21 protein-coding genes are annotated in these 24,089 nt (G+C 71.1%); 10 read left to right on the forward strand and 11 right to left on the reverse strand.

Translation table 11 applies throughout. From position 1 onward, the window contains the following. Nucleotides 1-7: 7 nt before the first annotated feature. Together ACZ5U5_RS33005 and ACZ5U5_RS33010 are read right to left on the reverse strand one after the other, a co-directional pair. The gene (locus ACZ5U5_RS33005; protein ID WP_469029050.1) at nt 8-553 is read right to left on the reverse strand and encodes a YceI family protein; all 546 of its coding nucleotides are present in this window, start codon (nt 551-553) and stop codon (nt 8-10) included. An 85-nt stretch (nt 554-638) separates the two neighbouring features. Beyond that, nucleotides 639-1,112, reverse strand: coding sequence for a carboxymuconolactone decarboxylase family protein (locus ACZ5U5_RS33010; protein ID WP_469029052.1), 474 nt, complete (start codon nt 1,110-1,112; stop codon nt 639-641). A 263-nt stretch (nt 1,113-1,375) separates the two neighbouring features. Here ACZ5U5_RS33010 and sigJ point away from each other — a divergent pair, with 263 nt between their 5' ends. Then, the gene (gene sigJ / locus ACZ5U5_RS33015; RefSeq protein WP_469029054.1) at nt 1,376-2,377 is read left to right on the forward strand and encodes an RNA polymerase sigma factor SigJ; all 1,002 of its coding nucleotides are present in this window, start codon (nt 1,376-1,378) and stop codon (nt 2,375-2,377) included. A 361-nt stretch (nt 2,378-2,738) separates the two neighbouring features. Next, nucleotides 2,739-3,794, forward strand: coding sequence for a PucR family transcriptional regulator (locus ACZ5U5_RS33020; RefSeq protein WP_469029056.1), 1,056 nt, complete (start codon nt 2,739-2,741; stop codon nt 3,792-3,794). A 35-nt stretch (nt 3,795-3,829) separates the two neighbouring features. Here the strand turns inward: ACZ5U5_RS33020 and ACZ5U5_RS33025 are convergent, their stop codons facing one another. The 3 genes from ACZ5U5_RS33025 to ACZ5U5_RS33035 all read right to left on the reverse strand — a co-directional run bounded on the left by ACZ5U5_RS33025 (nt 3,830) and on the right by ACZ5U5_RS33035 (nt 7,968). Next, on the reverse strand, nt 3,830-5,263 hold the full coding sequence (locus ACZ5U5_RS33025) for a flotillin family protein (protein WP_469029058.1): 1,434 nt from the start codon (nt 5,261-5,263) through the stop codon (nt 3,830-3,832). A gap of 118 nt (nt 5,264-5,381) precedes the next feature. Continuing rightward, the gene (locus ACZ5U5_RS33030; protein ID WP_469029061.1) at nt 5,382-5,897 is read right to left on the reverse strand and encodes a hypothetical protein; all 516 of its coding nucleotides are present in this window, start codon (nt 5,895-5,897) and stop codon (nt 5,382-5,384) included. A 136-nt stretch (nt 5,898-6,033) separates the two neighbouring features. Then, a complete protein-coding gene (locus tag ACZ5U5_RS33035; protein ID WP_469029788.1) occupies nt 6,034-7,968 on the reverse strand; it encodes an NAD-binding protein in 1,935 nt (644 codons plus the stop codon). Nucleotides 7,969-8,433: 465 nt separating this feature from the next. Here ACZ5U5_RS33035 and ACZ5U5_RS33040 point away from each other — a divergent pair, with 465 nt between their 5' ends. After that, nucleotides 8,434-9,978 carry an NCS1 family nucleobase:cation symporter-1 gene (locus ACZ5U5_RS33040; protein ID WP_469029063.1) on the forward strand — a complete coding sequence of 515 codons (1,545 nt, stop codon included), beginning with the start codon at nt 8,434-8,436 and terminating at the stop codon, nt 9,976-9,978. Nucleotides 9,979-9,992: 14 nt separating this feature from the next. On the opposite strand, the gene ACZ5U5_RS33045 is transcribed toward ACZ5U5_RS33040, so the two are convergent. After that, on the reverse strand, nt 9,993-10,877 hold the full coding sequence (locus ACZ5U5_RS33045) for a class I SAM-dependent methyltransferase (RefSeq protein ID WP_469029065.1): 885 nt from the start codon (nt 10,875-10,877) through the stop codon (nt 9,993-9,995). Continuing rightward, on the reverse strand, nt 10,874-11,911 hold the full coding sequence (locus ACZ5U5_RS33050; protein WP_469029066.1) for a carboxymuconolactone decarboxylase family protein: 1,038 nt from the start codon (nt 11,909-11,911) through the stop codon (nt 10,874-10,876). The genes ACZ5U5_RS33045 and ACZ5U5_RS33050 overlap by 4 nt, the downstream gene beginning before the upstream one ends. 275 nt (nt 11,912-12,186) lie before the next feature. On the opposite strand from ACZ5U5_RS33050, the gene ACZ5U5_RS33055 reads away from it, so the two are divergent. From ACZ5U5_RS33055 to ACZ5U5_RS33065, 3 genes are all read left to right on the forward strand, one after another. Continuing rightward, complete coding sequence (locus tag ACZ5U5_RS33055) at nt 12,187-13,422, forward strand: sensor histidine kinase (RefSeq protein WP_469029790.1); 1,236 nt, start codon at nt 12,187-12,189, stop codon at nt 13,420-13,422. Continuing rightward, entirely contained in the window at nt 13,419-14,087 is a 669-nt protein-coding gene (locus tag ACZ5U5_RS33060; RefSeq protein ID WP_469029068.1) for a response regulator, read from the forward strand. The genes ACZ5U5_RS33055 and ACZ5U5_RS33060 overlap by 4 nt, the downstream gene beginning before the upstream one ends. Nucleotides 14,088-14,162: 75 nt before the next feature. Continuing rightward, a complete protein-coding gene (locus ACZ5U5_RS33065; RefSeq protein WP_469029071.1) occupies nt 14,163-14,936 on the forward strand; it encodes a DUF4232 domain-containing protein in 774 nt (257 codons plus the stop codon). On the opposite strand, the gene ACZ5U5_RS33070 is transcribed toward ACZ5U5_RS33065, so the two are convergent. Then, nucleotides 14,902-15,957, reverse strand: a complete 1,056-nt coding sequence (locus ACZ5U5_RS33070) for a lipoyl protein ligase domain-containing protein (RefSeq protein ID WP_469029073.1) — start codon at nt 15,955-15,957, stop codon at nt 14,902-14,904. The genes ACZ5U5_RS33065 and ACZ5U5_RS33070 overlap by 35 nt on opposite strands. A gap of 107 nt (nt 15,958-16,064) precedes the next feature. Here ACZ5U5_RS33070 and ACZ5U5_RS33075 point away from each other — a divergent pair, with 107 nt between their 5' ends. Then, nucleotides 16,065-17,522, forward strand: a complete 1,458-nt coding sequence (locus ACZ5U5_RS33075) for a basic amino acid/polyamine antiporter (RefSeq protein WP_469029076.1) — start codon at nt 16,065-16,067, stop codon at nt 17,520-17,522. Between the two features lie 49 nt (nt 17,523-17,571). Next, nucleotides 17,572-18,834 (forward strand): arginine deiminase, encoded by a 1,263-nt coding sequence (locus ACZ5U5_RS33080; RefSeq protein ID WP_469029078.1) that lies wholly within the window; start codon nt 17,572-17,574, stop codon nt 18,832-18,834. 39 nt (nt 18,835-18,873) lie between these two features. Here the strand turns inward: ACZ5U5_RS33080 and ACZ5U5_RS33085 are convergent, their stop codons facing one another. Continuing rightward, on the reverse strand, nt 18,874-19,548 hold the full coding sequence (locus ACZ5U5_RS33085; protein ID WP_469029080.1) for a hypothetical protein: 675 nt from the start codon (nt 19,546-19,548) through the stop codon (nt 18,874-18,876). A 48-nt stretch (nt 19,549-19,596) separates the two neighbouring features. Then, nucleotides 19,597-20,691: a baeRF3 domain-containing protein gene (locus ACZ5U5_RS33090; protein WP_469029082.1), complete on the reverse strand. Its 1,095-nt coding sequence runs from the start codon at nt 20,689-20,691 to the stop codon at nt 19,597-19,599. A 399-nt stretch (nt 20,692-21,090) separates the two neighbouring features. Between ACZ5U5_RS33090 and ACZ5U5_RS33095 the strand changes: the two genes are divergently transcribed. Next, the gene (locus ACZ5U5_RS33095) at nt 21,091-21,921 is read left to right on the forward strand and encodes an inositol monophosphatase family protein (RefSeq protein ID WP_469029085.1); all 831 of its coding nucleotides are present in this window, start codon (nt 21,091-21,093) and stop codon (nt 21,919-21,921) included. Here ACZ5U5_RS33095 and ACZ5U5_RS33100 read toward each other — a convergent pair. Further along, on the reverse strand, nt 21,857-22,453 hold the full coding sequence (locus ACZ5U5_RS33100) for a hypothetical protein (RefSeq protein WP_469029087.1): 597 nt from the start codon (nt 22,451-22,453) through the stop codon (nt 21,857-21,859). The two genes, ACZ5U5_RS33095 and ACZ5U5_RS33100, sit on opposite strands and share 65 nt — an antisense overlap. 98 nt (nt 22,454-22,551) lie before the next feature. Here ACZ5U5_RS33100 and ACZ5U5_RS33105 point away from each other — a divergent pair, with 98 nt between their 5' ends. Then, on the forward strand, nt 22,552-23,961 hold the full coding sequence (locus ACZ5U5_RS33105; protein ID WP_469029792.1) for a phytoene desaturase family protein: 1,410 nt from the start codon (nt 22,552-22,554) through the stop codon (nt 23,959-23,961). Nucleotides 23,962-24,089 lie beyond the last annotated feature (128 nt).

Here is a 24,089-nt window from a genome sequence, read left to right on the forward strand (position 1 = left end):
CGGGTGGTCAGGGCTGCCGGACCGCGATGAGGTCGAACTCCAGCGTTACCTTCGGGCTCACGAGGACGGAGGTCGCGGCGTTCCAGTTCAGGCCCCAGTCCTTGCGGTTGATGGTGGCGCTGCCCAGGAAGCCGACCTGGATCTCGCCTCGGGCGTCCAACTCTGCGGCGGTCAGCTGGACATGGAGCGTGACGGGCTTGGTGACAGCGCGCATCGTCAGGTCCCCGGTGACCTCGTAGGTTGTCTCGTCGACCGCCCGCACATCGGTCGAGGCGAAGACGATGGAGGGGTGGTTGTCCGTGTCCAGGAACGTGCCGCGCAGCTGATCGTCGCGCTGCCGTTGGTGCGTCTGGAGGCTCGACGCCCGGATGCTGAGGCGTGCGCTCGACTTCGACGGGTGCTCGCCGGACAGGTAGGCGCTGCCCTCGTACTCCTCGAACTCCCCGCGGACCTTGGTGGACAAGGTGTGCCGGCCGACGAAACCGATCCGGGAGCGGGCGGCGTCGAGGACGTAGGCGCCGGTCAGTTCGCCGACGCTGAGGGTGGTGGGCATGGTGCCTCCTGCTTTCTCTTGTCGTTGCGCGGGGACGGCTGGGCCCGGCCGTTAGGGCCGGGGCTCCAGCCGTGGTGGATCCCGGTCAGCCGAACTGGCCGACCTTGTAGTCGCCCGCCGGGTGCTGGGTGAGGACGTTCAGGCGGTTGAAGGCGTTGATGAGGGCGATGGCCGACACCAGGGCGGCGAGCTGGTCCTCGTCGTGGTGCTTGGCGGCGTTCGCCCACACCTCGTCCGGCACGCCACCGGCCGCGTCGGCGATCCGGGTGCCCTCCTCCGCCAGCTCCAGGGCGGCCCGTTCGGCGTCGGTGAACACCGTGGCCTCGCGCCAGGCGGCGACAAGGTGCAGGCGTTGCTGGGTCTCTCCGGCGTGCGCGGCCTCCTTGGTGTGTATGTCGACGCAGAATCCGCAGCCGTTGATCTGGCTGACGCGGAGCTCGACCAGCTCCCGCGTCGCGGCCGGCAACGTCGACTCCAGGAGCGACCTGCCCGCGACGGCGATGTGCTTGACGGCGCCGGCCGAGACCGGATTGGCGAGGAAGTCGAGACGGGCTTGCATGGTGATCTCCCTTTTCTGGGCTGTTCGTTCTGAGCCGCTCGTTCTGGGCTGTTCGTTCTTGGCTGCTCGGCCGGTTCCTTCCCGTGGTCGGGCGGACCGGTTGGTGGCGGGATCGTTGTCGTCCCTGCAGCACCGACGGGACAGGCCCCCGGAATGTGAGGCACAGGGGCGACGTCACATTTCGAGGGGCTGTCCCGTCGGGAGTGGGAGAGGCTGTCGCGTCGGATGCGGGACGGCTGACGCGGCAAGGGAGTGGCGACACCATGGGGACCCAGTTCGAGCCCGGAGAGGGACGCATCGACGCGAGCTTGAGTGCGGTCATGGGCGAACGGCGGCAGTTGATCAATCTCGCGTACCGGCTGCTCGGTTCCCTGGCGGACGCCGAGGACGTCGTACAGGAGGCTTACGTCCGTTGGTATGCGATGTCCCCGCGGCAGCGGGAGGCCATCGAATCCCCCGGTGGCTGGCTGACGAGGGTCGCCGGGCGCATCTGCCTCGACCAGCTCCGCTCGGCGCGGGTCCGGCGCGAGAGCTACGTGGGCGAATGGATCCCGGAGCCGCTGCCCGATCGCACGGAGTGGGCCGAGGGCCGGCAGGGCGGGGCGACCGCCGACCCGGCCGACCGGGTCACTCTCGACGAGTCGGTCAGCATGGCCTTCCTCGTGGTGCTCGAATCGATGACCCCGGCCGAGCGTGTCGCGTTCATCCTGCACGACGTCTTCCGCTACTCCTTCGCCGAGGTGGCCGAGATCGTCGGCCGCAGCCCGGCGGCCTGTCGTCAGTTGGCGTCATCGGCGCGCCGCCGTACCCGAACCTCGGACGTGCCCGCCCCTTCGGCGGCCCGGCGCGCCGCCGTCGTCAGGGACTTCAAGCACGCCTGGGAGGCCAAGGACATCGCCGCGCTCATCGGCGTACTCGACCCCGAGGCCACAGCACTCGCCGACGGCGGAGGACTGGTCAACTCCGCGCCTCACCCCCTCACGGGAGGTGAGGAGATCGCGCGCTACCTGGTCGAGCTCTCCGTCGTCATCGACGAGCAGGCGCTCGATCAGACGATCCTGGAACGCACGGTGAACGGCCAGCCCGGACTGGTGGTCCAGCACGACGGCATCACCACGTCGGTGCTGGCCTTCGACGTCGCGGGCGACCGGATCACGCGCATGTGGGCGATCCGGAACCCCGAGAAACTCCGGCCCTGGACGTCGTACGGCCAGGCCCCGGCGGACGTCGTACGGGCAGGCCCCGGACGTCGTACGGTAAAGTGATGAATTGAGCCAAGTTGCTCTGTTGAGCGGCTGATTGCTCAACCATCAAGCAGGCGACAGTGATCGCCGAGGTCGGAGAGGCGGGGGCAAGGCATGGGTCACGCTGTGCGCGCCCCCCGAGTCGTACGCGTCGACAACTCCGCCCGCGACAGCGTGCCTGATACCTACGGCACCATGACGAGCGACCCGCGCCGCTGATGTGACCCGGGCATCAACTCCGGCTTGCCCGCGCCCAGTTGCCGTGTCTCGCTTGCCCTGGCTGCGTTCCGCCCGCCCCGCCCCACCCCCGCCGCGCTGTCGTGTGCGCCTTTGCCGCCGCGCGCCCCGCTCACCAGCCATCGCACCCGACGAGGGAGAGCTGATGACCACCCAGGAGATCCCCGAGCAACTGCTCGACGGCTACGCCGACATCCTCACCCGCGCCGCCGCGACCGGGCGCCGGCTGACCCGCGAGGAACTGACGTCACGCAGGGCGCTCGGCGCGCAGGCCGCGCACGCCGGCTACGCGTGGCGCGTCCTCATCCGCGAGCACCTCAGCGCCACCCGGATCCACCGCCCCGCGACCGGCGACCCCGATCACCTGCTCGCGACCGCCGAGCAGGCCATCGACGCCTTCGCCGAGGGCTACGAACACGCGCAACGTCTCGTCGTACGCCAGGAAGAGGCCGCACGCCGCGAGTTGATCGACGACCTGCTCTACGGGCGAGGGGACCTGGGCCGGCTCGGCGCACGGGCCGAGCGGTTCGGCCTGCGGCTGTCGCACGCGCACGCGGTGGCCGTGGCGGAGGGGCCCTGCGCCTACGACGAGACCGACCCCGTGTCGCGGGACGTGGAGAACGAGATGGTCGGCCGCTTCGGCGACCGCCACATCCTGCTCACCACCAAGGACGGGCGCCTCGTCTGCATCGCCCCCGCCCACCAGGACGAGGTCCTCACGCACTTCGCCAAGCGCGCGCACGCCGCGACCGACGGCGGCCGTATCGCCATCGGCCGGCCCCAGCCGGGTGTGGCGGGCATCGCCCACAGTTACGAAGAGGCCGTCAGCACCCTGGAGCTCGCGACGCGCATGGGCTTCGACGAGCCCGTGCTGCGTGCCGCCGACCTCCTGGTCTTCCCCGTGCTCGCGCGTGACCGGCAGGCCCTGGTGGAGCTGGTGCTCAACACGCTCGGCCCGCTCGAAGAGGCGCGGGGCGGCGCCGGGCCCCTCCTGGACACCCTGATCGCCTACTTCGACACCGGGTGCGTGGCGGCCCAGGCGGCGCGTGAACTGTCGTTGAGCGTACGAGCACTCACGTACCGCCTGGAACGCATCCGCACCCTCACCGGATCCGACCCCGCCGACCCCCTGGACCGCTACACCCTGCAGACGGCGGTCATCGGCGCGCGGCTGCTCGGCTGGCCTGCCACCTCACTGTGAGGGGGTGCGGGCGGGTCGGTCCGGGTCAGTCCGGGTCAGTCCGTTACGTCGATCTTGCCGTTCAGCTTGGCGGCGGCGGGCGTGGGGGGCGGCGTGGGGGACATGCCGCCGGTGATGCCCTTGAGGAGGCCGGCCACGTCGACTCCCGTGGTGGAGCTGAGGAGTTCCACGCCCTGGGCGACGTTGTCGGCGACCGTGCGGGAGAGACTGCTCGCGCCGTCCGTGGAGATCACGGTCATCTTGTCGATCGCACCGAGCGGCTCGGACGCCTTGGCCACCACGGCGGGCAGCACCTCGACGAGCATCTGCAGCACCGCCGCGTCACCGTACTGCGCGAACGCGTCGGCCTTCTTGCGCATCGCCTCCGCCTCGGCGGCCCCCTTGGCCCCGATCGCGGCGGCGTCGGCCTCGCCCTCCAGACGTACCGCGTCGGCGAGCGCGGCCCGCTGGGCCTTTTCTCCCTCACCGGTCAGACGGGCCCGCTCGGCGTCGGCCTCGGCCTGCTTGACCAGGGAGACACGGCGGGCCTCGGCCTCCTGCTCGGCCTGGTAGCGCGCCGCGTCGGCGGGCTTGCGGATCTGCGTGTCCAGCTCGCGGTCGGTCAGGGCGGCCTGCCGCTGGGCCACCTTCTCCTGCTCGGTGAGGACCTCCTGCTGGCGCGCTGCCTCGGCGAGCGGTCCGGCGGCCCCGGCGCGGGCGGACGCCTCGTCGGTCTCGGCCTTGATCTCGGCCTGCTTGAGGGAGAAGGTCCGCTGGGCGACCGCGATCTCCTCCTCGGCCTTCAGACGGGCCTGCTCGGCGGCGCGGCGCGCCACGGCCTCGGCGATGTCGGCTTCCTGCTTGGCGCGGGCGGCCTCGGGCCGGCCCAGGTCCTCCAGGTAGGAACCCTCGGTGGTGATGTCCTGGATCTGGAAGGCGTCGAGCACCAGGCCCTGCCCGGACAGACTCGCCTCGGCCTCCTCGGCGACCTGCCCGGCGAACGCGGCGCGGTCACGGATGATGTCCTCCACCGACATCCGGCCCACGATGGAGCGCAGCGCGCCGGAGAGCACTTCCTGGGTGAAGCCGACGATGCCGCCCTGCTGGGCCAGGAAACGCTGCGCCGCTGCGCGTATGGAGTCCTCGGTGCCGCCGACCTTGACGATCGCGACGCCCTCCAGGTTGGCCTTCACGCCGCGCAGCGTCACGGCGCCGCGCACCGCGATCGGGATGTGCCGCGAGGACAGGTCGAGCGTGAACTTCTGCTGCACGAACGGCACGACGAACACGCCACCGCCCACCACGACCTTCTGGCCGCTGTTGTCGGTGACGATCCGGCCGGTGTCGGGATCGGTGGACTTCTTGCCGCGTCGCCCGGTCACGATGAAGGCCTCGCTCGGTCCCGCGACCTTGTAGCGGGTCACGACGACGAGCGCGAGCAGAACGATGAGTACGACGACTCCGATGACGGCGGTCAGGACTGGACTCATGGTGAATTCCCCCCTGCCTCCCCAGGGGCGGCAGATCGGTGATGTCGTGCGTGTTGGGTGTGGTGTGTCGTGTTCGTGTGTTTGTGGGGTGCGGGTGCGGGTGCGGGTGGCGTGGTGGTCAGCGTTGTACGGGGCGTACCGCGACCGAGGTCGGCGACAGGGCCGCCTCCACCCAGATCTCGGTGCCGCGCGTGACGGCCTCGCCGCTCTTGGCGGCGAACTTCACCGACTGACCCGCCAGTTGGAGCAGTACCTCGCCGTACCCGTCGACCGGGATCGCGGTGACCACGGCGCCCGCGGTGCCCACGAGGTCGTCGCCCCGCGGAGTGGCCGCGGTCTGATCCCGCATCAGGGCACGGCTGAACTTCCACGTCAGCCAGCCCGCACCCACACCGACGGCCGCCCCGACGGCGGTCGCACCGCCGGTCCCGAGTCCGGTCGTGCCGAGCACGATCGCCCCGCCGAAGCCGAGCATGGACACGAATCCGGCGACGACGGGAAGGGACAACAGCCCGTCGAAAAGCCCGTCGAGGACTCCAATGCAGTCGAAGAGTCCTTCAAGGACCCCGTCGAAGACGAGTGAGAGGACCAGCAGTGCGATTCCCGCGATGCCAAGTCCCAGAAAGACGGTCACCTGAGCACCTCCTCAACTTGCCGGATGTCTCGGTGAGGTGGGAATCGTCGCAGGTGGGAGGGGAGGCGTACATTGCCGTGATCCGGCAATCATCGAAGGTTTTCCATGCCGGTCCCGGCCCGGCACGCAGGCGCTTCTACGTGTCGGCCGGGTCCGTCCGGGGCCGCGTACGACGACCGAGGAGTTCGGCGAGGCCCTGGCGGGTGGCGGCCAGCACGACACGGTCCTGGGGGCGCAGCACATATCCGGGATGGAGGTCCCAGACGAGGCCTGCCGGTTGGTCGGTGCCGTCGTCGGGCCGGGGGGCCGTCAGGTCCGGGAGCCGTTCGTCCGGAGCGGCGGAATCCAGGGCGATGACCCGCCGGGCCCCTGGCCGGAACGCTTCGGCTATGGTCCGACCCTCCAACTGGGGGTGACCGGCCACGTCGATGGCGGCGAACAGCAGCACGCGCCGTTCGACGGGTATCGCCCCCAGGATCTGGCGCCCCATCATGGCCCCGGCGAACGCGGGGGCGGCGAGGGTGGAGACGCTGCGGCTGCGGGTGAGGGCCTGCGGATGCGCCGCACGCAGGGTGCGGTAGACGGCGGTGGCGAACGTGTCGTCGTACAGCCGCAGGGCCACGCGGACGTCGGGCTTGATGGAGCGGGCGTACAGGGCGGCCTCGAGATTCGTCGTGTCGACGCTGGTGAGGGCGAGCAGCGCGTGGGCGCGGTGGATCTTGGCGGCTTCCAGGACGCCCTCGTCCGTGACGTCGCCGATGACCGTGGGGACGCGGAGACGGCGGGCGAGAGGGATGCCGCGGGCCTCGGGGTCCTCCTCCACGCAGACGACGGGGATGCCGAGTTCGCGGAGGCGGGCCAGGACACGGCTCCCGACCTTGCCGAGGCCGAGCAGGACGACGTGACCGTGCAGGCCGCGTGGCGGACGGCGCAGGGAGGACGCGGTGCGGAAGGTGCCGAGCGCCTCCAGGACGGCGGCGAGCAGCACCGGCAGGAGCAGCAATCCGGCGAGACCCGAGAGCAGTTGCAGGATCTGCCGTGCGGTGGATTCGCCGAGCGCGGGATCGTCGATGGCGAACAGGTCGAGCAGGGTCAGATAGGCGGCGTGCAGGGGGTGGGTGTCGATGGTCACCCAGTTCGCCACCGCGAGGCCGAGGACGCAGGCCATGAGCCCGGCCACCGACCAGCGCAGGCGTGGCGAGAAGAGCGAGCCGAGCGGGAGGCCACGCCCGGCAAGGCGGCCCGGCGGCCGGTCAGGGCCCGCGTGCGAGACGGCCTCCAGGACCACGGTGCCCCTGCCGGTGGCGGAGGTGACGGTGTGATCGTCCGGCAGCAGCAGGGGCCCGTCCTGGCCGCCGTCGTCCGAACCCTCGGCGCCCGCAGGGTCGTTCGTGGTCGACGAGAGCAGGGCGAGCGTGCACAGGCCGGGGTCGGCGACCTGGCCGCGGCGCGGCGGATCGCGTTCCACGGCGCGCAGGAGCAGCCCGTCGGCCTGGACGACCTTGCTGGTGCCCGCGACGGCGGTGGCGGCCAGGGCGGGGGCCGCGGTGTCCGCGTCGGAGAGGACGGTGGTGGAGGCGTTCACCTCCGACGGGTCCAGGCCGGGGGAGGCGACCGCCGCTGCCTGGTCGAGGAGCTCCTCCAGGTGCTGGCCCAGCTTGCGGTTGTAGAGCCGGATCACGATGCGCAGCCGGGGGTTGAGACGGCGGGCGACGAGCGCGGCGTGGATGTTGGTCTCGTCGTCGTCATACACCAGCGCCAGCGCGGCGGCGTCGCGCACACCCGCTTCGACGAGGGCCGCCTCGTCGGGCTCCGGCGCTTCGAGGACCCGGGGAACCTCGGGCCGGCCCGCCCCGCCCCCGTCCCCGCCGCCCGGTGTACCGGCCGCGCGCGTCATGACGGCCTGCATCCGGCTGAGCAGGGCGGCCGCCCGCGCCCGACCGGCCGATTCTGACCCCGGGCCGTCGACCCGCAGCGCGGACGGGACGACCACGGTCACCTGCTCGCGGTACAGCGCACGCAGCTCGGCGGCGAGACGCTCGGCGAGCGCGTCGTCACCGCACACGATCATGTGGCCGCCGTGCGGCGGTTGCTGCGTCTGCCGGGGGAGCGCCGAGCGGGAGAGCGGCTGCCGGGAAAGGGTCTGCCGGGAAGGGGTCTGCCGGGGGAGCGGGTGACGCGGGAGCGGGGCGCCGTCCCCCGGATGACGACGAACGGGCTGCGGGTCCCCGTGGCTCACGACTCGTCCTCCCCGGCGACGGCGCTCGATGGCAGCGACGCACCACGATTGATCATGCGGACCACGGTAGTTGGGGTACGCCGCTGGCGCGATCCGGCGGTCCGGGCGCAGGATTGTCGGCACCGCCGGTCGGGGAAACTGGCGGGGAAGCCAGATCTGAGGACTCTCCAGCACCTGCCGGTACCAGCACCACCACCAGTACCTGACCTGAGTTGACCCGCCTTGATCCGCGGTGACCCGAGTAAGGAGCCTGGGCATGGATTTCGGACGTGTGCCGCAGACCGATTGGCCCGCCGCGTGACCGGCACCGCCCCCTCGGGGCCGGCCGCCGCGGGACCCGGCGACACCTCCCAGACCGTCGCGGACGACGGCCGCGTCGAACTGCGCCCCGGAGCCTTTCCGGAACACAGCCGCTTCGCCAACGACGACCTCAAACCCATCCCCCTCGCCGAACGCCACTGGAGCACCTACAACTTCGCCGCCCTGTGGGTCGGCATGGCCCACAACATCCCCTCCTGGACGCTCGCCTCGGGCCTGGTCGCGCTCGGCATGGACTGGCGCCAAGCCGTCTTCACCATCGCCGCCGCCAACGTGATCGTGCTGCTGCCGATGCTTCTGACCGGGCACGCGGGCCCGAAGTACGGCATCCCGTTCCCCGTCCTGGCCCGCGCCTCCTTCGGTCTGCGCGGGGCGAACCTGCCCGCGCTGATCAGGGCCGCCGTGGCCTGCGGCTGGTTCGGCATCCAGACCTGGATCGGCGGCCAGGGGATCTACGTCCTGCTCAACCAGGTCTTCGACGGTGCGTGGAGCGACGAGTCCCGCATCGGCGGCTACCCGTGGCCACTGTGGCTCTGTTTCGTGCTGTTCTGGGTCCTCCAACTGGCCATCATCTACCGGGGGATGGAAGCGCTGCGTCGCTTCGAGAACTGGGCGGCTCCCTTCGTGCTCGTCGGCGCCGTGGTGCTGCTCGTGTGGATCGCGGACAAGGCGGGCGGCTTCGGTCCGCTGCTCGACCAGCCGTCCACGCTGGGCTGGGGCAGCGACTTCTGGCCGGTGTTCTTCCCCGCGCTGATGGGCATGATCGGCTTCTGGTCCACGCTGTCCCTGAACATCCCCGACTTCACCCGGTTCGGGAAGGGGCAGCGGGCGCAGGTATGGGGCCAGACACTCGGGCTTCCGACCACCATGACCGCCTTCGCGCTCCTTTCTGTCCTGGTCACCTCCGGTTCGCAAGCGGTCTACGGGGAGGCGATCTGGGAGCCCGTCGACCTGGCCGCCAAGGCCGACAACGTCTTCGGTCTCCTCTTCGCCCTGGTGACCGTCCTGGTCGCCACGGTTTCCGTGAACATCGCGGCCAATGTCGTCTCACCCGCGTACGACCTCGCGAACCTCGCCCCGAAGTTCATCAACTTCCGTACGGGTGCGCTGATCACCGGTGTCGTGGGTGTGGTCATCTTCCCGTGGAAGCTGATCGAAACGCCCGAGCTCTACATCTTCGTCTGGCTCGGCGTCGTGGGTGGGCTGCTCGGTACGGTCGCGGGGATCCTGATCGCCGACTACTGGGTGGTGCGCCGGACGGCCCTCGACCTTGCCGATCTGTACCGCCCCGAAGGACGCTACTGGTACACGGGTGGGTGGAATCTGCGGGCCGTCACGGCTTTCGTGGTCGGGGGCGTGCTCGCCGTGGGCGGCTCGCATTCGGAGCCGGGGAAGGGGCCGTTCCCGGAAGACGGCCTGGTCCCCGTGCTGAAGCCGCTTGCGGACTACGGGTGGGCGATCGGGCTGGCCTCGGCGTTGGTCGTCTACGTGGGGCTGATGGCCATGGGGAGGCGCAGGGTCTGAAGGGAGTGACAGGCCTAACCCGGGCGCACCGCCGTCACTAGCCACACCCCTGCTCGCATGCGCACGCCGTACTCGGTCGCGTGTGGCCGGAAGGCCTCCTCCAGGGCGGCCCGCTTCTTCGCGGTGACCGTGCTGCCGGGGGCGCGCGACAGCATGAAGTCGACCGCGTCTGCAGGGGTTTGACCCCACACCGTCTCCACCGGCACCGGAGTCACGGTCACGTCCTCATAGGCGGTGAGCGCCTCGCGTATACGGGCCGGGTCCGACAGCGAGGCCATGGCGGTGCGCGCTGCGGCAGCGTCGGCCGCGGCTTCGGGCGCTTCGGCCTCCGTGCTCTGCTCGGTGCCCTCCCCATTCGCCGGTTCCGCGAGGAGCCTGGTGAAGAGGCCGAGCGTCCGGGACTCCTCGGTCTCTTGGCTGACTGGCTGCGGGCAGACGAACACCAGGCGCCCGCCGGGGCGCAGCCCACGGGCGATGTTCGTGAACGCGGCGGTGTGGTCGGCGAAGAACATCACTCCGCCACGACTGATCGCGACGTCGTACCCAGCCGCGGGGAAGGGGTGGAGCTGGGCGTCGGCCTGTTCGTACGCCGCGTTCGTGATGCCCTCGGATCTCGTGATCGCACGGGCGCGGTCGATGAGCGGCGCCGAGATGTCGACCCCTGCCGCGTGCCCGTGTGCGGCGCGACGGGCCGCGATGCGGGTGGTGACGCCCGCACCGCAGCCGATGTCCAGGACGCGGTCGCCGGCGCCGATGGCCGCGGCTTCGAAGAGGGCGTCGTTCACCCCCGACAGCATGGTGTCGTACCGCTCGTGGTGGGTGGCCCAGTGGGTGCCCACGGCGCCGTTCCAGGCTTTGGCCTGGCGGGAGTTGGGGCTCGCTGACGTCTCTGTGGTCATGACGCCTCCCTGGCGTGGTGGGCGGAGTGCTGCGCCGCGAGGACGGTCTCGATGCGGTCGACAGTGGTGAAGGCGCCGAACGAGACCAAGTGCACGAGGCAGTGGTCGCTGAACGGCGGCTTCTTCCAGGCCGCCACGTCCTCGTCGGTGATGCGGTACGGAGCGAGCGCGGCGAGCAGCGCGAGCCGTGCTCCCGGGCGGGACGCGCGGTCGGGCAGGGCTTGCCAGGACAACGGCGGATGCGCGCCGTCCCACGCGGACACCGTCGCCTCCACGAGTGCCCGGTCGGCCTCGTCCAGGAGCCCCGCGCCCCTCATCGCCGCGTCCCGCAGCGCGGCGTAGGCGGAGCCGATGGGCGTGCCGGCGGCCCAGGCAGGTCCGGGCTGTGGGCCGTCGAGCAGGGCGAGTGAGTCACCGGGGGTGCAGGAGCGGCGCACGGCCTTCTGGAGGGTGCGACCGCCGATCGAGCGCACCGCCCGGAAGCGCTGCGCGTTGCACGGCAGTATCTTCTCGGTGATCAGCGACGACGCAACGCGGTTGATGAAGTGGAACGTGAGCGCGGTGCCGATGTGTGCGGGGGCGTGGGCCCGCGGGAACGGCGGCGCGACCAGCTCCGGCGCTTGAGGTGTCCGGGTGGCCTTGCCCCAGGCGAGCAGCCGCGCCTGCGCCGGGTCCTCCGGCTGCTCGCCTCGCAGCACCCGCTCGGCGACGCGGTGGTCGCCGGTGGCGTGCAGCATCATCGTGTGCGCGCTCACGCAGAACGGGCAGCGGTTGGCGAGCGAGACGCCCACGGCGACCAGCTCGCGGTCGGTGCGGGTCGTGCCGCCGCTGCCGAACGCCTCGTCGCCGCCGGCCAGCAGCGACTCGCGGAGCAAGGCCCAGGCCGCGGTGAACAGTTCGGGCGCGGGGCTGAGCGCGACCAGCGGCGCGGGCTCCGCGATGCCGAAGTCCTCTGCCATCTGCGCGTACGCGTCGGCGGTCCTGCCGGTCGCGGACTTCGCGAGTACGGGATCGGTGTATCGGTAAGTTGCCATGCCCCGATGGTCGCGGCGCCGGATGCCTCGGGTCGTCGTCCGACGGAAGGCAGTTGAGGGTACGTCGCCGGGGCCGGTCGAGCCCGTGACTACTGCACCGGGAGTAGTGCCGGAGCGGTCTGCTGGGGTGACGCGGTCGTCGGTGGCGGCCTCTAAAGTTCTGAGCACGGCGGGGGATGCGCCGCGAGGGGTGCGGGGATGCATGCGGGGATGCGAGGGGCACGGGGGCACAGATGACGGCGGGCCGGGCGAGGAGAGCGGCGGGTCAGGTGAACATGCGCGAGCGGGTGCGGAACCGGGTGCGGCAGGCATGGATCGGTGATGCGGTGCTCGCGGTCGTGGTGGGCGGGATAGTCGCGCTCGCGGTGGGCCTGGGCGAAGGCGGAGCGGGGTTCTTCGACTACGCACTTATAGGGGCAGGTTCGCTGGCCCTCGCCGCGCATCGGAGCGCGCCACGCACCGTGCTCGCCGTCACCACGGCCTGCCTGGTCGTCGAGGTCTTGTACGGGGGCGCGAGCAGCGTCGCGGCGATCCCGGTGGTCGCGGCCGTGCACACGGCCGCCCGAGCGGCCCACCGGGGCCTTGCCGCTGTCGCAGCCGGGGTGTTCCTGGCGGGTTTCGCGGTGGCGGGGAAGGCGTCGGACGATGTCGTGCAGTGGACGCTGCTGCTGGCCGGCTGGTTCCTGTGCGCCCTGGTCACGGGCCTCGCCGACAAGAACTGGCAGGCGTATCTGCGCCAGACCGAACAGCGGGCCCTGGAGGCCGAGCGGACCCGCGAGGAGGCGGCGCTGCGCAGGGCGGGTGAGGAGCGGCTGCGCATCGCGCGCGAACTGCACGACTCGCTGACGCACAGTATTTCGATCGTCAAGCTCCAGGCGGGAGTCGCCGTCCACCTCGCCAGGAAGCGGGGCGAGGAGATACCGCCGGCGCTGCTCGCCATCCAGGAGGCGAGCGGTGAGGCGATGCGTGAACTGCGGTCCACGCTCACCGTGTTGCGCACGGACGAGCCGACAGGGAGCCCGGCGCTGCTCGTCGAGCGTGCGCGGGCGGCCGGGCTCGCGGTGGAGCTGACGGTGCGGGGCAGGGAGCGGACGCTGGCCGGTGACCTGGAGAGGGCCGCGTACCGCATCGTGCAGGAGGGCCTCACCAATGCGGCGCGCCATGCGGGGGGCTCTGCCAAGGTGGTGGTCGGGCTCGATTACGGGGAGCGGGTGTTGGGGGTGCGGGTGGAGGACGACGGGGTCGCCGATGCGGGGCGGCCACCGGTGGAGGGGACGGGGCTCACGGGGATGCGGGAACGGGTCGCCTCCCTGGGCGGGTCGTTGCGGGCGGAGCCGAGGGTTGAGGGGGGCTTTCTGTTGCGGGCCGAACTGCCGCTGGAGTGCGCGGTGTTGGCGCCCCAGGTATCCGTAGGGGGAGTCGGCGCAGGGGGCGAAGGGCGGGGTGGGGCGCCTCGGGGTGGGGAAGCGGGAGTGGCCGCTGATGCCGGGCGCTCGGGGGAGGGCGGGTGATCCGGGTGGTGCTCATCGACGACCAGGCGTTGATGCGCGCCGGGTTCCGTGCGCTGCTCGAAGCCGAGGACGGCATCGAGGTGGTGGGGGAGGCCGCCGACGGGGAGCGTGGGATCGCGCTCGTTCGGGAGTGCATGCCCGACGTGGCGCTCATAGACGTACAGATGCCGGTGATGACCGGGATCGAGGCGACGCGCCGGATCGCCGCCGACCCCAGCCTCAGCGGCGTACGCGTTGTGATCCTCACCAACTACGGCCTCGACGAGTACGTCTTCGACGCCCTGCGTGCCGGGGCCAGTGGGTTTCTGCTCAAGGACACGGAGCCCGCCGATCTGCTGCACGGCATCGAGATCGTCGCGCGCGGGGAATCACTCCTCTCGCCTTCGGTGACCAGCAGGCTGATCGGTGAGTTCGTGTCGCGGCCGCCGGACCGGGCCACCGCGCCGGGCCTGGAGAACCTCACGCGTCGGGAGCGGGAGGTCACCGCACTGGCCGCGCGCGGACTGACGAACGAGGAGATCGCCGAACACATGGTGATCAGCCCGTTCACGGCGAAAACGCATGTGAGCAGGGCGATGACGAAGCTCGGGGCGCGCGACCGGGCCCAACTAGTCGTCTTCGCCTATGAGTCGGGACTTGTCGCGGCCCGCAACGCGACGCCCTAGAAAGACGGATGCCGCAGAATGACGCGACTTCCCGGAAGAGAAGGGGGGAATCAGTGGCCATGGCATGATCTCCGCGTGACCGTCATACCGTTCAGACACGTCGTCCGGGGCAGACGCATCGTCCGGGTCAGACACGTCGCCGTCCTCGCGGCAGTGACTCTGCTCGCTTCCGGATGCGGGCTCTCGGAGGAGTTCGAGCGGGAGAGGGACCCCGCGCGTACGGCGCCTGCCGAGCAGGAGCGGTCCGCGGCGGCGGATCACATGTCGGCCTCCCCTGGCCCTGACTCGCCGCCTGACTCGCCGACGGAGGCCCCCGTCGAAACGGGGCCGCCGGACGTGCCCGACGTGCCCTCGCCCTCCTGCCCCGCGTCCGGGGTCCGTATCGAGGCGGGCATGGTGAACCCCGCCATGGGGCTGCGTGCGATGAGCGTGACCCTGACGAACTGCGGCAAGGACAGCTACCGGCTGAAGGGGTACCCGAAGATGCGGGTCCTCGACGAGCACCGTGAGCCGCTCGACGTGCAGGTCCTCGAAGGCACCGAGCCGATCATGACGAGGGACGACGACCCCGGCCCGCGCCACACGGTCACATTGAAGCGGGGCGAGGCGGCCTACACCGTGGTCGTCTGGCGCAACACCGTCACCGACACGACGACGACCGCCGTCAGCGGCACCTATCTGAAGGTCACCCCGGCCCCGGGCACCCGCCCCGGGACCGTGACCCCGGAGGGCCGGATGGACCTCGGCAACACCGGACGCATCGGCACCACCGCCTGGCAGCGCAGCCCGGCGGACGAGACGAACCGGACCAGGGCTACGGCACCCGCGCCGTCCACTCCGGCGAGCTGAACTTCGTCCGGGCGAGCTCCCGTGCCCGGGCCATCTCCTCGTCCGTGGCCTTGCCCGCCGTCAGGCCGTACCGCGTGCGGAAGGAGTCGAGCATCCGCTCGATCACGGCCTCGCGGGGCAGGCCTGTCTGGCGGCGCAGCGGGTCCACGCGCTTCTTCGCGCTCTTCGTGCCCTTGTCCGAGAGCTTCTCGCGGCCGATGCGCAGCACCTCGACCATCTTCTCCGCGTCGATGTCGTACGACATGGTCACGTGGTGCAGGACGGCGCCGTGCCCGCCGGCGACCCGCTTCTGGGCGGCGCCCGCGACCTTGCCGGCGTCGGTGGCGATGTCGTTGAGCGGTTGGTACCACGCCTTGATGCCCATGTCGCCGAGGGCGTCGAGCACCCAGTCGTCCAGATAGGCGTAGCTGTCGGCGAACGACAGGCCCTGTACGAGGGAGTCGGGGACCGAGAGCGAGTACGTGATGGCGTTGCCCGGCTCGCAAAACATGGCGCCGCCGCCACTGATCCGGCGCACCACCTCGATGCCGTGCCGCTCGGTGCCCGCCAGGTCCACTTCGTTGCGCAGCGACTGGAAGCTGCCGATGACGACCGCCGGGGACGCCCACTCCCACACGCGCAGTGTCGGCGGGCGGCGCCCCGCGGCGACCTCCTCGGTGAGCACCTCGTCCAGAGCCATGAGCAGGGCGGGGGACTGCGGCGCCTCGTGGATCAGCTGCCAGTCGTAGTCGGTCCAGTCGGTGGCGTGTGCCAGGGCCCGGCGCACCGCGACGCCCACTCCCTCCGACGTGAGTCCGTACAGGACGGCGTTCTCGGGGAGGGCCGCGTCGATGCGGGCGGCAAGGCCCGCGGCGTCGGTGTCGGCGGGAGCGCCCTCCAGGGCGTGGCTCAGGGCGTCGAACGCCTCGTCAGGCTCCAGGAAGAAGTCCCCCGCCACCCGCACGTGCCGCAGCACGCCGTCCTCGACCTCCAGGTCCACGACGACCAGCTTGCCGCCGGGGACCTTGTACTCACCGTGCACTGTGCTTCCTCCGGGTCTTGCCGAATCGCGAACACCGCCGGCCTGCGATTTCATATCAGGACAACTCGACCCGCCAGGGATAGATTCCCGCACAGGACGAGGAGTCCATGAGCCACGCCGAGACGAATGACCGAGCCGGCGCCGGTGCGTCACCGGCCGTCAAGCTGACCCTCACGACGCTGACGATGATGGTCGTCGGCTCGATGGTCGGCGCGGGAGTCTTCTCGTTGCCCACGCGGTTCGCCCAGGAGACCGGAGTCGCGGGCGCGCTCATCGCCTGGGCCATCGCCGGTACGGGCATGCTGATGCTCGCGTTCGTCTTCCAGGCCCTCGCCGTCCGCAGACCGGACCTGGACGCCGGTGTCTACGCCTATGCGAAGGCCGGGTTCGGCGAGTACCTCGGCTTCTTCTCCGCCTTCGGGTACTGGGCCAGTGCGTGCGTCGGCAACGTCACCTACTGGGTGCTCATCATGTCGACCGTCGGCGCCATCTGGCCGGCCCTCGGCGACGGCGACACCCTGCTCGCCGTGGTCCTCTCCTCGTTCGGCCTATGGGCGTTCTTCCTGCTGATCCGCCGCGGGGTCAAGGAGGCGGCGGCCATCAACAGGATCGTCACCGTCGCCAAGATCGTGCCCATCCTCGTCTTCGTGATCCTGGCGCTGTTCCTCTTCAAGCCGTCCGTGTTCGCGGACAACTTCGGCGGCGCCGACTACGCGGGATCGCTGTTCAACCAGGTGCGCGGCACCATGCTGGCCACCGTCTTCGTCTTCCTCGGGGTCGAGGGCGCGAGCGTCTACTCCCGGCACGCCAAGCGCCGCGAGGACGTCGGCCGGGCCACGATCCTGGGCTTCCTCAGCGTCTTCGCCGTCTTCGCCTCCGTCACCATCGTGTCGTACGGGATCATGCCGATGGCGGAGATCGCCGAGCTGCGCCAGCCCTCCATGGCGGGCGTCCTCGAGGAGGCCGTCGGCACCTGGGGCAAGGTCTTCGTCAGCATCGGACTCATCGTCTCCGTGCTGGGCGCCTACCTCGCCTGGACGCTGATGGCCGCGGAAGTGCTCTTCGTCGCCGCGAAGGACGACGACATGCCCCGCTTCCTGCGCAAGGCCACCTCCGAGGACGTGCCGGTACCCGCGCTCCTGATGACCACCGCGCTGAGCCAGGTGGTCCTGGTCATCACGATGTTCTCCGACGACGCGTTCAACTTCGCGCTCGACCTGACCAGCGCGCTGAGCCTCATCCCGTTCCTGCTGGCGGCCGGTTTCGCCGTCAGGATCGGCCTCGGGCACGGGAGTGAGGACATCGCCGGGCACAGCACCCGCAAGGAACTGGTGATCGCGGTGATCGCCACGCTCTACACGGCGTTCCTGCTGTACGCCGCCGGGCTCAAGTTCGTCCTGGTCTCCTTCATCCTCTACGCCCCCGCGACCCTCCTGTTCATCAAGGCCCGGCGGGAACAGAACCGGCGCCTGTTCTCCCCCCGCGAGGCCGTCATCTGCGCCGTCTCGATCGCGGGCGCCGTCGTGGGCGTGATCGCCCTCGCGGTGGGCTGGATCGAACTCTGACCGGCCACCGACCCTGTTGCCACCGACCGAAAGGCGCACCGTGACCAGCGTGACCAGCCACGACAACCCCGCCGCACCGACGTTCGGTGTCCACTCCGAGGTCGGCAGGCTGCGCAAGGTCCTGGTCTGCGCGCCCGGTCTCGCGCACCGCAGGCTGACCCCCACCAACTCCGGAGACCTGCTCTTCGACGACGTCATGTGGGTCGAGAACGCCCAGCGCGACCACGCCGACTTCGTCATCAAACTGCAGCAGCGCGGAGTGGAGGTCGTCGAACTGCACGACCTGCTCGCCCAGACCGTGGCGCTCCCCGAGGCGAGGACCTGGCTCCTCGACCGGAAGATCACCGCGAACGAGGTCGGCCTCGGACTCATCGACGGCACCCGCGCCTTCCTGGAGACGCTGGAGCCCCGGCGGCTCGCCCAGTACCTCATCGGAGGCCTGGCCACCGCGGATCTGCCGGACGAGTTCCGCTCCGGGTACCTCGCGCTCGTACGCGAATCCACCGGCGTCAGCGAGTACCTGATGCCGCCGCTGCCGAACACCCTCTACACCCGCGACACGACGTGCTGGCTGTACGGAGGTGTCACGCTCAACCCGCTGTACTGGCCGGCCCGGCACGACGAGACGCTCCTGATGAAGGCCGTCTACCGTTTCCACCCCGACTTCACCGGCGCCACGGTGTGGTGGGGGGACCCCGAACTCGACTGGGGGCAGGCGACGTTCGAGGGCGGCGACATCATGCCCGTCGGCAACGGCGTCGTCCTGATGGGCATGAGCGAGCGGACCTCGCGCCAAGCCATCACGCAGGTCGCCTCCGCGCTGTTCCAGAACGGCGCGGCCGAGCAGGTCATCGTCGCGGGCATGCCCAAGCTGCGGTCCGCGATGCACCTCGACACCGTCTTCACCTTCGCCGACCGCGACATCGTCACGCTCTACCCGAAGATCATGGACGCCGTGCACTCCTTCACGCTGCGCCCCAGCGACAAGGCGGCGGGCGTCGAGATCACGGACGAGGGCTCGCGCGCGTTCGTCGACGTCGTCGCCAAGTCGCTCGGCCTGCCCGAGCTGCGCGTCATCGAGACGGGCGGGGACGTCTACGCCTCCGAGCGGCAGCAGTGGGACAGCGGCAACAACGCCGTGGCCCTGGAGCCGGGCGTCGTCTTCACCTACGACCGCAACACCCAGACCAACACGCTGCTGCGCAAGGCGGGGGTCGAGGTCATCACCATCGTCGGCGCCGAGCTGGGACGCGGCCGCGGCGGCGGGCACTGCATGACGTGCCCGCTCGTCCGCGACGCCGTGGACTTCTGAAGCGGCTGGCTTCTGAAGCGGCCCTTCCGGTACGGGAGTTCAGTACCGCTGGGCCTTGACCAGCTTCGCGGAGAGCTTCGGCTCCGGGGGCTCGTGGCTGATGGCGTACCGCTGGGCCCGCTTGCCCGGTTCGAGGTTCTCCGTGCCGACGTAGCGGGTCTCCGCGACCTTGCCCGAGGAGTCGACGAAGTCGACCTGCACGGCGAAGTCGGCCGTTTTGTCGGTCCTGTTGGTGAAGGTCACCACGGACGCGAGCACCCCGTCGGTCTCGGAGCGGGGCTTGCCCGTCATGGAGACGTCGGACATCGCGTTGCCCCGCCCGTCGACGCCCTTCAGGGCGTCCTCGGCGGCCTGGTTGGCCCGTTCCGTGTCGGCGGACACGGACGCCTCGAACTCGTCCGCGCGCTCCGAGGCGGATGCATCCGCCTCGGAGGCGGAGGCACGGGCGGACTCGGCGGCCTCCGACGCCTGCGACTTCAGCGGCGACGCGGTCTTCTCCGAGACCGACGAGGAGTCGGGAGCGGTCGGCCGTTCGCTGACCGTCCTGCTGCTCTCGGCGGACGGGGCGTCGCTCTCGGTGCTGCACGAGACGAGCGCGGCGGCAGCCGTCACGGTGGCCGCGAGCGTGAGGGCGGCGGACACCGCGGGCCCGCGGTGCGCGGGGCGGGTGAGGCGCGTGGGGCGCCGCTTCCCGCGGGGCGGCAGGGGGTTCATGGGCTGCGGTCCTTTCCCTGATCTCTGTGCTGGGGGGTGGGGCTGACGTCAGTACCGCAGGGCGCAGGCGATCCGGCCGCGTCCCGTGAGCGTGCCCTCGGGCACGAAGCGGACCTGTGCGCCGGTGTCCAGGGCCCGCTCGACGATGTCGTCGACCACGTCGTCCACCGCGTCGAAGTCGTCGTCGGCGGCCGGCACGAGATGCCCTCCGTCGTTGCGTACGGTCGCCTGATAGGTGTCCTCGACGGCGAGGAGGCGGACCCGGTCCGTCGTCACGTTCTGCCAGACCTCATCGAGACCGGCGGCATACTGGCGACGGCCTTGCGCAGCGTCCAACTCCGCGACCACGGAGTCGAGTTCGTCCCTCTCCCGGATGGTGAGGAAGGGGCGCGTCGCCTGCCACACGGCGTCCGCGGGGCCGTGTGCGAGGCCGCCGTGGGGCACCCGCGTAACTCCCTTGATGGCCGTGCCGACGTCGTCGAGAAGGGAGAGTGCCTGGGTTTCCCCGGCGACGAACAAGGGGCGCGGGTGAGCGTGGAGCACGCCGGCCGCGGCATGGTCCGCCTCGCGCAGGAACTTGCGCGTGTGCTCGTCGCGGAAAGTGCTCGGCAGGTCGCCGATCCGCTCCTTGCGCTCGGCGTCGGGGTCGTCGAGGCTCCGGGTGAGCGGGAAGCCGTCCGCCGTGTGCTCGACGACTCGCTCCGGGGTGCCGCTCCACAGCGAGACGCGGTCGGCCGAGACGGCGAGGACCCAGTACGGACGCTCGGCGGCCTGTGCCGCGACGACGTTACGCGTCAGGAAGGTGTCCGAGAGCACCACGCGCGACGGCACCGTCCTGGCCAGCGACCACACCTGGTGCTCACCGGGGGCGGCGAAGACGGCGAGCCCGTCCTCGGCGTGCACCAGGTCGATCTCCGCCACCGCCCGGTCCAGCTGTGCGGCCACCTCGATCCGCTGCTCCCTGGCCACGGCCGGGTCGGACTTCAGGCGCTCCTTGGCCTCGGCGACCAGATTGCGCAGCCGCACGGGGTCCTGGGCGTTGTCCGGTTCCCTGCGGTGGGTCGGCAGCAGGACCGTGACGGCGGGGTAGGGGCGCGGCCGGCGCAGCTCGGCCAGGGTGGCCGGGTTGAGCGAGGGGTGCATGGGGTCACCCTTTCGGGACGGGCGGGGCGGGGCGAGGCGGCGGATGAGGAGCTTCCAGAGAGGGTTTTACGCCATGAAATGCACCATATGCCGGTTCACTGGCCGGGGCACTTCCCCCGGGGGCGAGCAGGCTCGTGCTGCGGCGGCGCAGTTCGCAGAAGGGGCAGCCCGCCAGGGGAGGCCGGGAGCCCGGTCTGGCGGCCGCTGTACGAGGACGGCGGGAACGCGCGGTTCGCCCAGTTCCCCGGGCGGGACCTGAGTCGCCCTGCTGAGGTGAGCCGCTCTACTGGCCTGGGGGAGACTGGCCCCGGAGGGCAGGTCACATGGGATTCATCTCGAATCCATGCCCCCTTTCCCTGAGCCGTACGGATTGTCAGTCCGGCGTGCTCTCATGGATGCATGATCGAAGCGATCGAAGACTTTCTTGTACGTGGCGTCCCCGACGTCGAAGAAGCCCTCCGCAAGGCCGCGGCAGCCGAGGTCATGCCGCGGTTCCGGCAGCTCGCCGAGGGCGATGTCGTCCAGAAGAGCGGCCCGCACGACCTCGTGACGGTGGCCGACCGGCTCGCCGAGGAGCAGCTGACGGAAGCACTCACCACGCTGCTCCCCGGCTCCGTGGTCGTGGGCGAAGAAGCGGTCCACGCGGACCCCGCGCTGTACGAGGCGATACGCACCGACGCGCCGGTGTGGATCGTCGACCCCGTGGACGGCACGCGGCAGTTCGTGCACGGCAACCCCGGATTCTGCATGCTGATCGCACTGGCGTGGCGCGGCGAGGTGATCGCCTCCTGGACGTACGCCCCGGCGCTCGACGAGATGGCGGTCGCCCTGCGCGGCAAGGGCGCCTGGCTCGACGGCGAGCGGCTCGTGGCCGGTTCGCCCGGGGAGGTCCTTGAGGTGGCCACCTCGCATCCGGACTTCACCACGCCCGAGCAGAAGCAGGCTCTGCTGGGTCTGCGCGTGGCGGGCGTTGCGCCGCGGCCCTGCGGTTCGGCCGGGCTCGAGTATCTGGCCATCGCCAGGGGCGAGTTGGACGCGGTCGCGTTCTCCTGGGAGCTCGCCTGGGATCACGCGGCGGGTCTGCTGCTCGTGGCCGAGGCCGGCGGCAGCAATCGGACCGTCTCGGGCGAGCCCTTCCGCATAGAAGGCGGCAACACGCTGCCGTTCACGGCAGGGCGGGACGCGGCCACGGTCGACCGGGTGGTGGAGTTGCTGTCGGACGCAGCCTGATCTGCGGGGCACCGCGCGGCGTGAAGTTGAAGCGCACGGTGGTGACCTCGAAGTCCGTGACGGTCCCGACGTGCGGCCAGTGGCCGGGGTCGAGGGGGAGATGCCCCAGATCCACGAAGCCGGTGATCGGCATCCCCAGGTCGACGAAGAGCCCGGTGCGCCCCGGGCCCCACGGCAGCTCGCTGACCGTGCCGGTCAGGCGGGTGCCCTGGGGGAGCGGGCCTGCCGGTTCCCGCGCCGTCGTGTTGCGGCTGTGACGGGCCCGCTGCCACGCGGACTCGAACTCCGCCTCGGAGACCGGCTCCCCGGCAGTGACGGGGCCATTCACCGGCGCGCCGTACGTCACCTCGTACAGCTGTGCTCCCAGCGACTCGAACTCGGCGCGGGTCCAGGCCAGTTCGTTGCGTGAGGCCGCCACGGAAGCCGCCCCTCCCGGGCCTGGGAAGGACACCTGACGTATGACAATCCCGTCCTGCCCCGTCTCGAACCAGTCCTCGGAGCCCGCGTCAGCGCGGCGGAACCACGACGTCACCCGTCAGAGGCTACCCGCGCCCGCGGCGCTGTCGGTGGTCCGGCCTATCCTGGGCGGCAGAGGCCATCGGCTGACAAAGGAGTCCGAAGGTGCCGTCGATGCTTGATGCCGTCATCGTGGGGGCGGGACCGAACGGTCTGACCGCTGCCGTCGAGCTGGCCCGCCGCGGCTTCTCGGTGGCCGTGTTCGAGGCCAAGGACACCGTCGGCGGCGGTGCGCGGACCGAGGAGCTGACGCTTCCCGGGTTCCGGCACGACCCCTGTTCCGCCGCGCACCCGCTGGGCATCAACTCGCCGGTGTTCCGCACCATGCCCCTCGACCGGTACGGCCTGGAGTGGCTCCAGCCGCAGCTGCCCATGGCGCATCCCTTCACGGACGGCAGCGGGGCCGTGCTTGCCCGCTCCGTCGCCGAGACGGCCGCCTCGTTCGGGCCGCGCGACGCGGGTGCGTACAGACGACTTGTCGAGCCCTTCGTCAGCAAGTGGGACGACATCCTGCGGGACTTCATGGCGCTGCCCTCGACGGCCCTGCCCCGCGACCCCGTGACCCTCGCGCGCTTCGGCCTCGCGGGCCTGCCGCCCTCCACCTGGCTGATGCGGCGTTTCCGCGACGACCGGGCCCGCGCCCTGTTCTCCGGGCTCGTCGCCCATGTCATCGCGCCGCTGGGCGGGATCGCCACCGGTGCCGTCGGCATGGTGTTCGCGCTGGCGGCGCACGCCCGCGGCTGGCCGGTCGCCCGGGGCGGCTCGCAGTCGATCTCGGACGCGCTCACCGCGTATCTGAAGGATCTCGGCGGCACCGTCCACACGGACTACGAGGTCAAGCGCCTTGACGACCTGCCGCCGGCGCGCGCGTACGTCTTCGACACCTCGCCCACCGCGCTCGCCCGCATCGCGGGCCTGGGGCGCAGCTATGAGAACTACCGCTACGGCGCGGGCGTATTCAAGATCGATTACGCCCTCGACGGCCCCGTCCCGTGGACGGCGAAGGAGGCCCGGGTCGCGGGCACCGTGCAGATCGGCGGCAGCAGCGCCGAGATCGGTGCCGCGCTGAACGCCGCGTCGCGCGAGAACCGCGCGCCCGACCCGCCGTTCCTGATCACCGTGCAGCCCAGCGTCGTCGACCCGTCCCGCGCGCCCGCGGGCAAGCAGGTCTTCTGGGCGTACGGACATGTGCCGAACGGCTGGGACGGCGACCTCACGGACGCCATCGAGCGCCAACTGGATCGTTTCGCCCCCGGATTCCGCGACCGTGTCCTGGCCCGCGCCACCGCGGGCCCGCCCACACTCGCCGCCCGCAACGCGAACTACGTGGGCGGTGACATCGCCTGTGGCGCCGCCAGCGGCCTCCAACTCCTGCTGCGCCCGAAGCTCTCCCTCTTCCCGTACGGCACCGCGCACCCGGCCGTCTTCATCTGCTCGTCCGCGACGCCCCCGGGACCCGGCGTGCACGGCATGTCGGGGCACAACGCGGCGAAGGCGGTCTGGCGCAAGCTGCGCACGTCCTGACACGCGCCCCGGGGGTGACCCGCCTGGGGCCTCGACCGCCCGACCTCCCGACGCTCGACCACCCCCGACCTCCATGTCGGATTCTCGCCAGCCACCCCCACCCCCATGCCCGATCCTTGAGGCATGAC

The sequence above is a fragment of the Streptomyces sp. NPDC033177 genome (assembly GCF_055577715.1).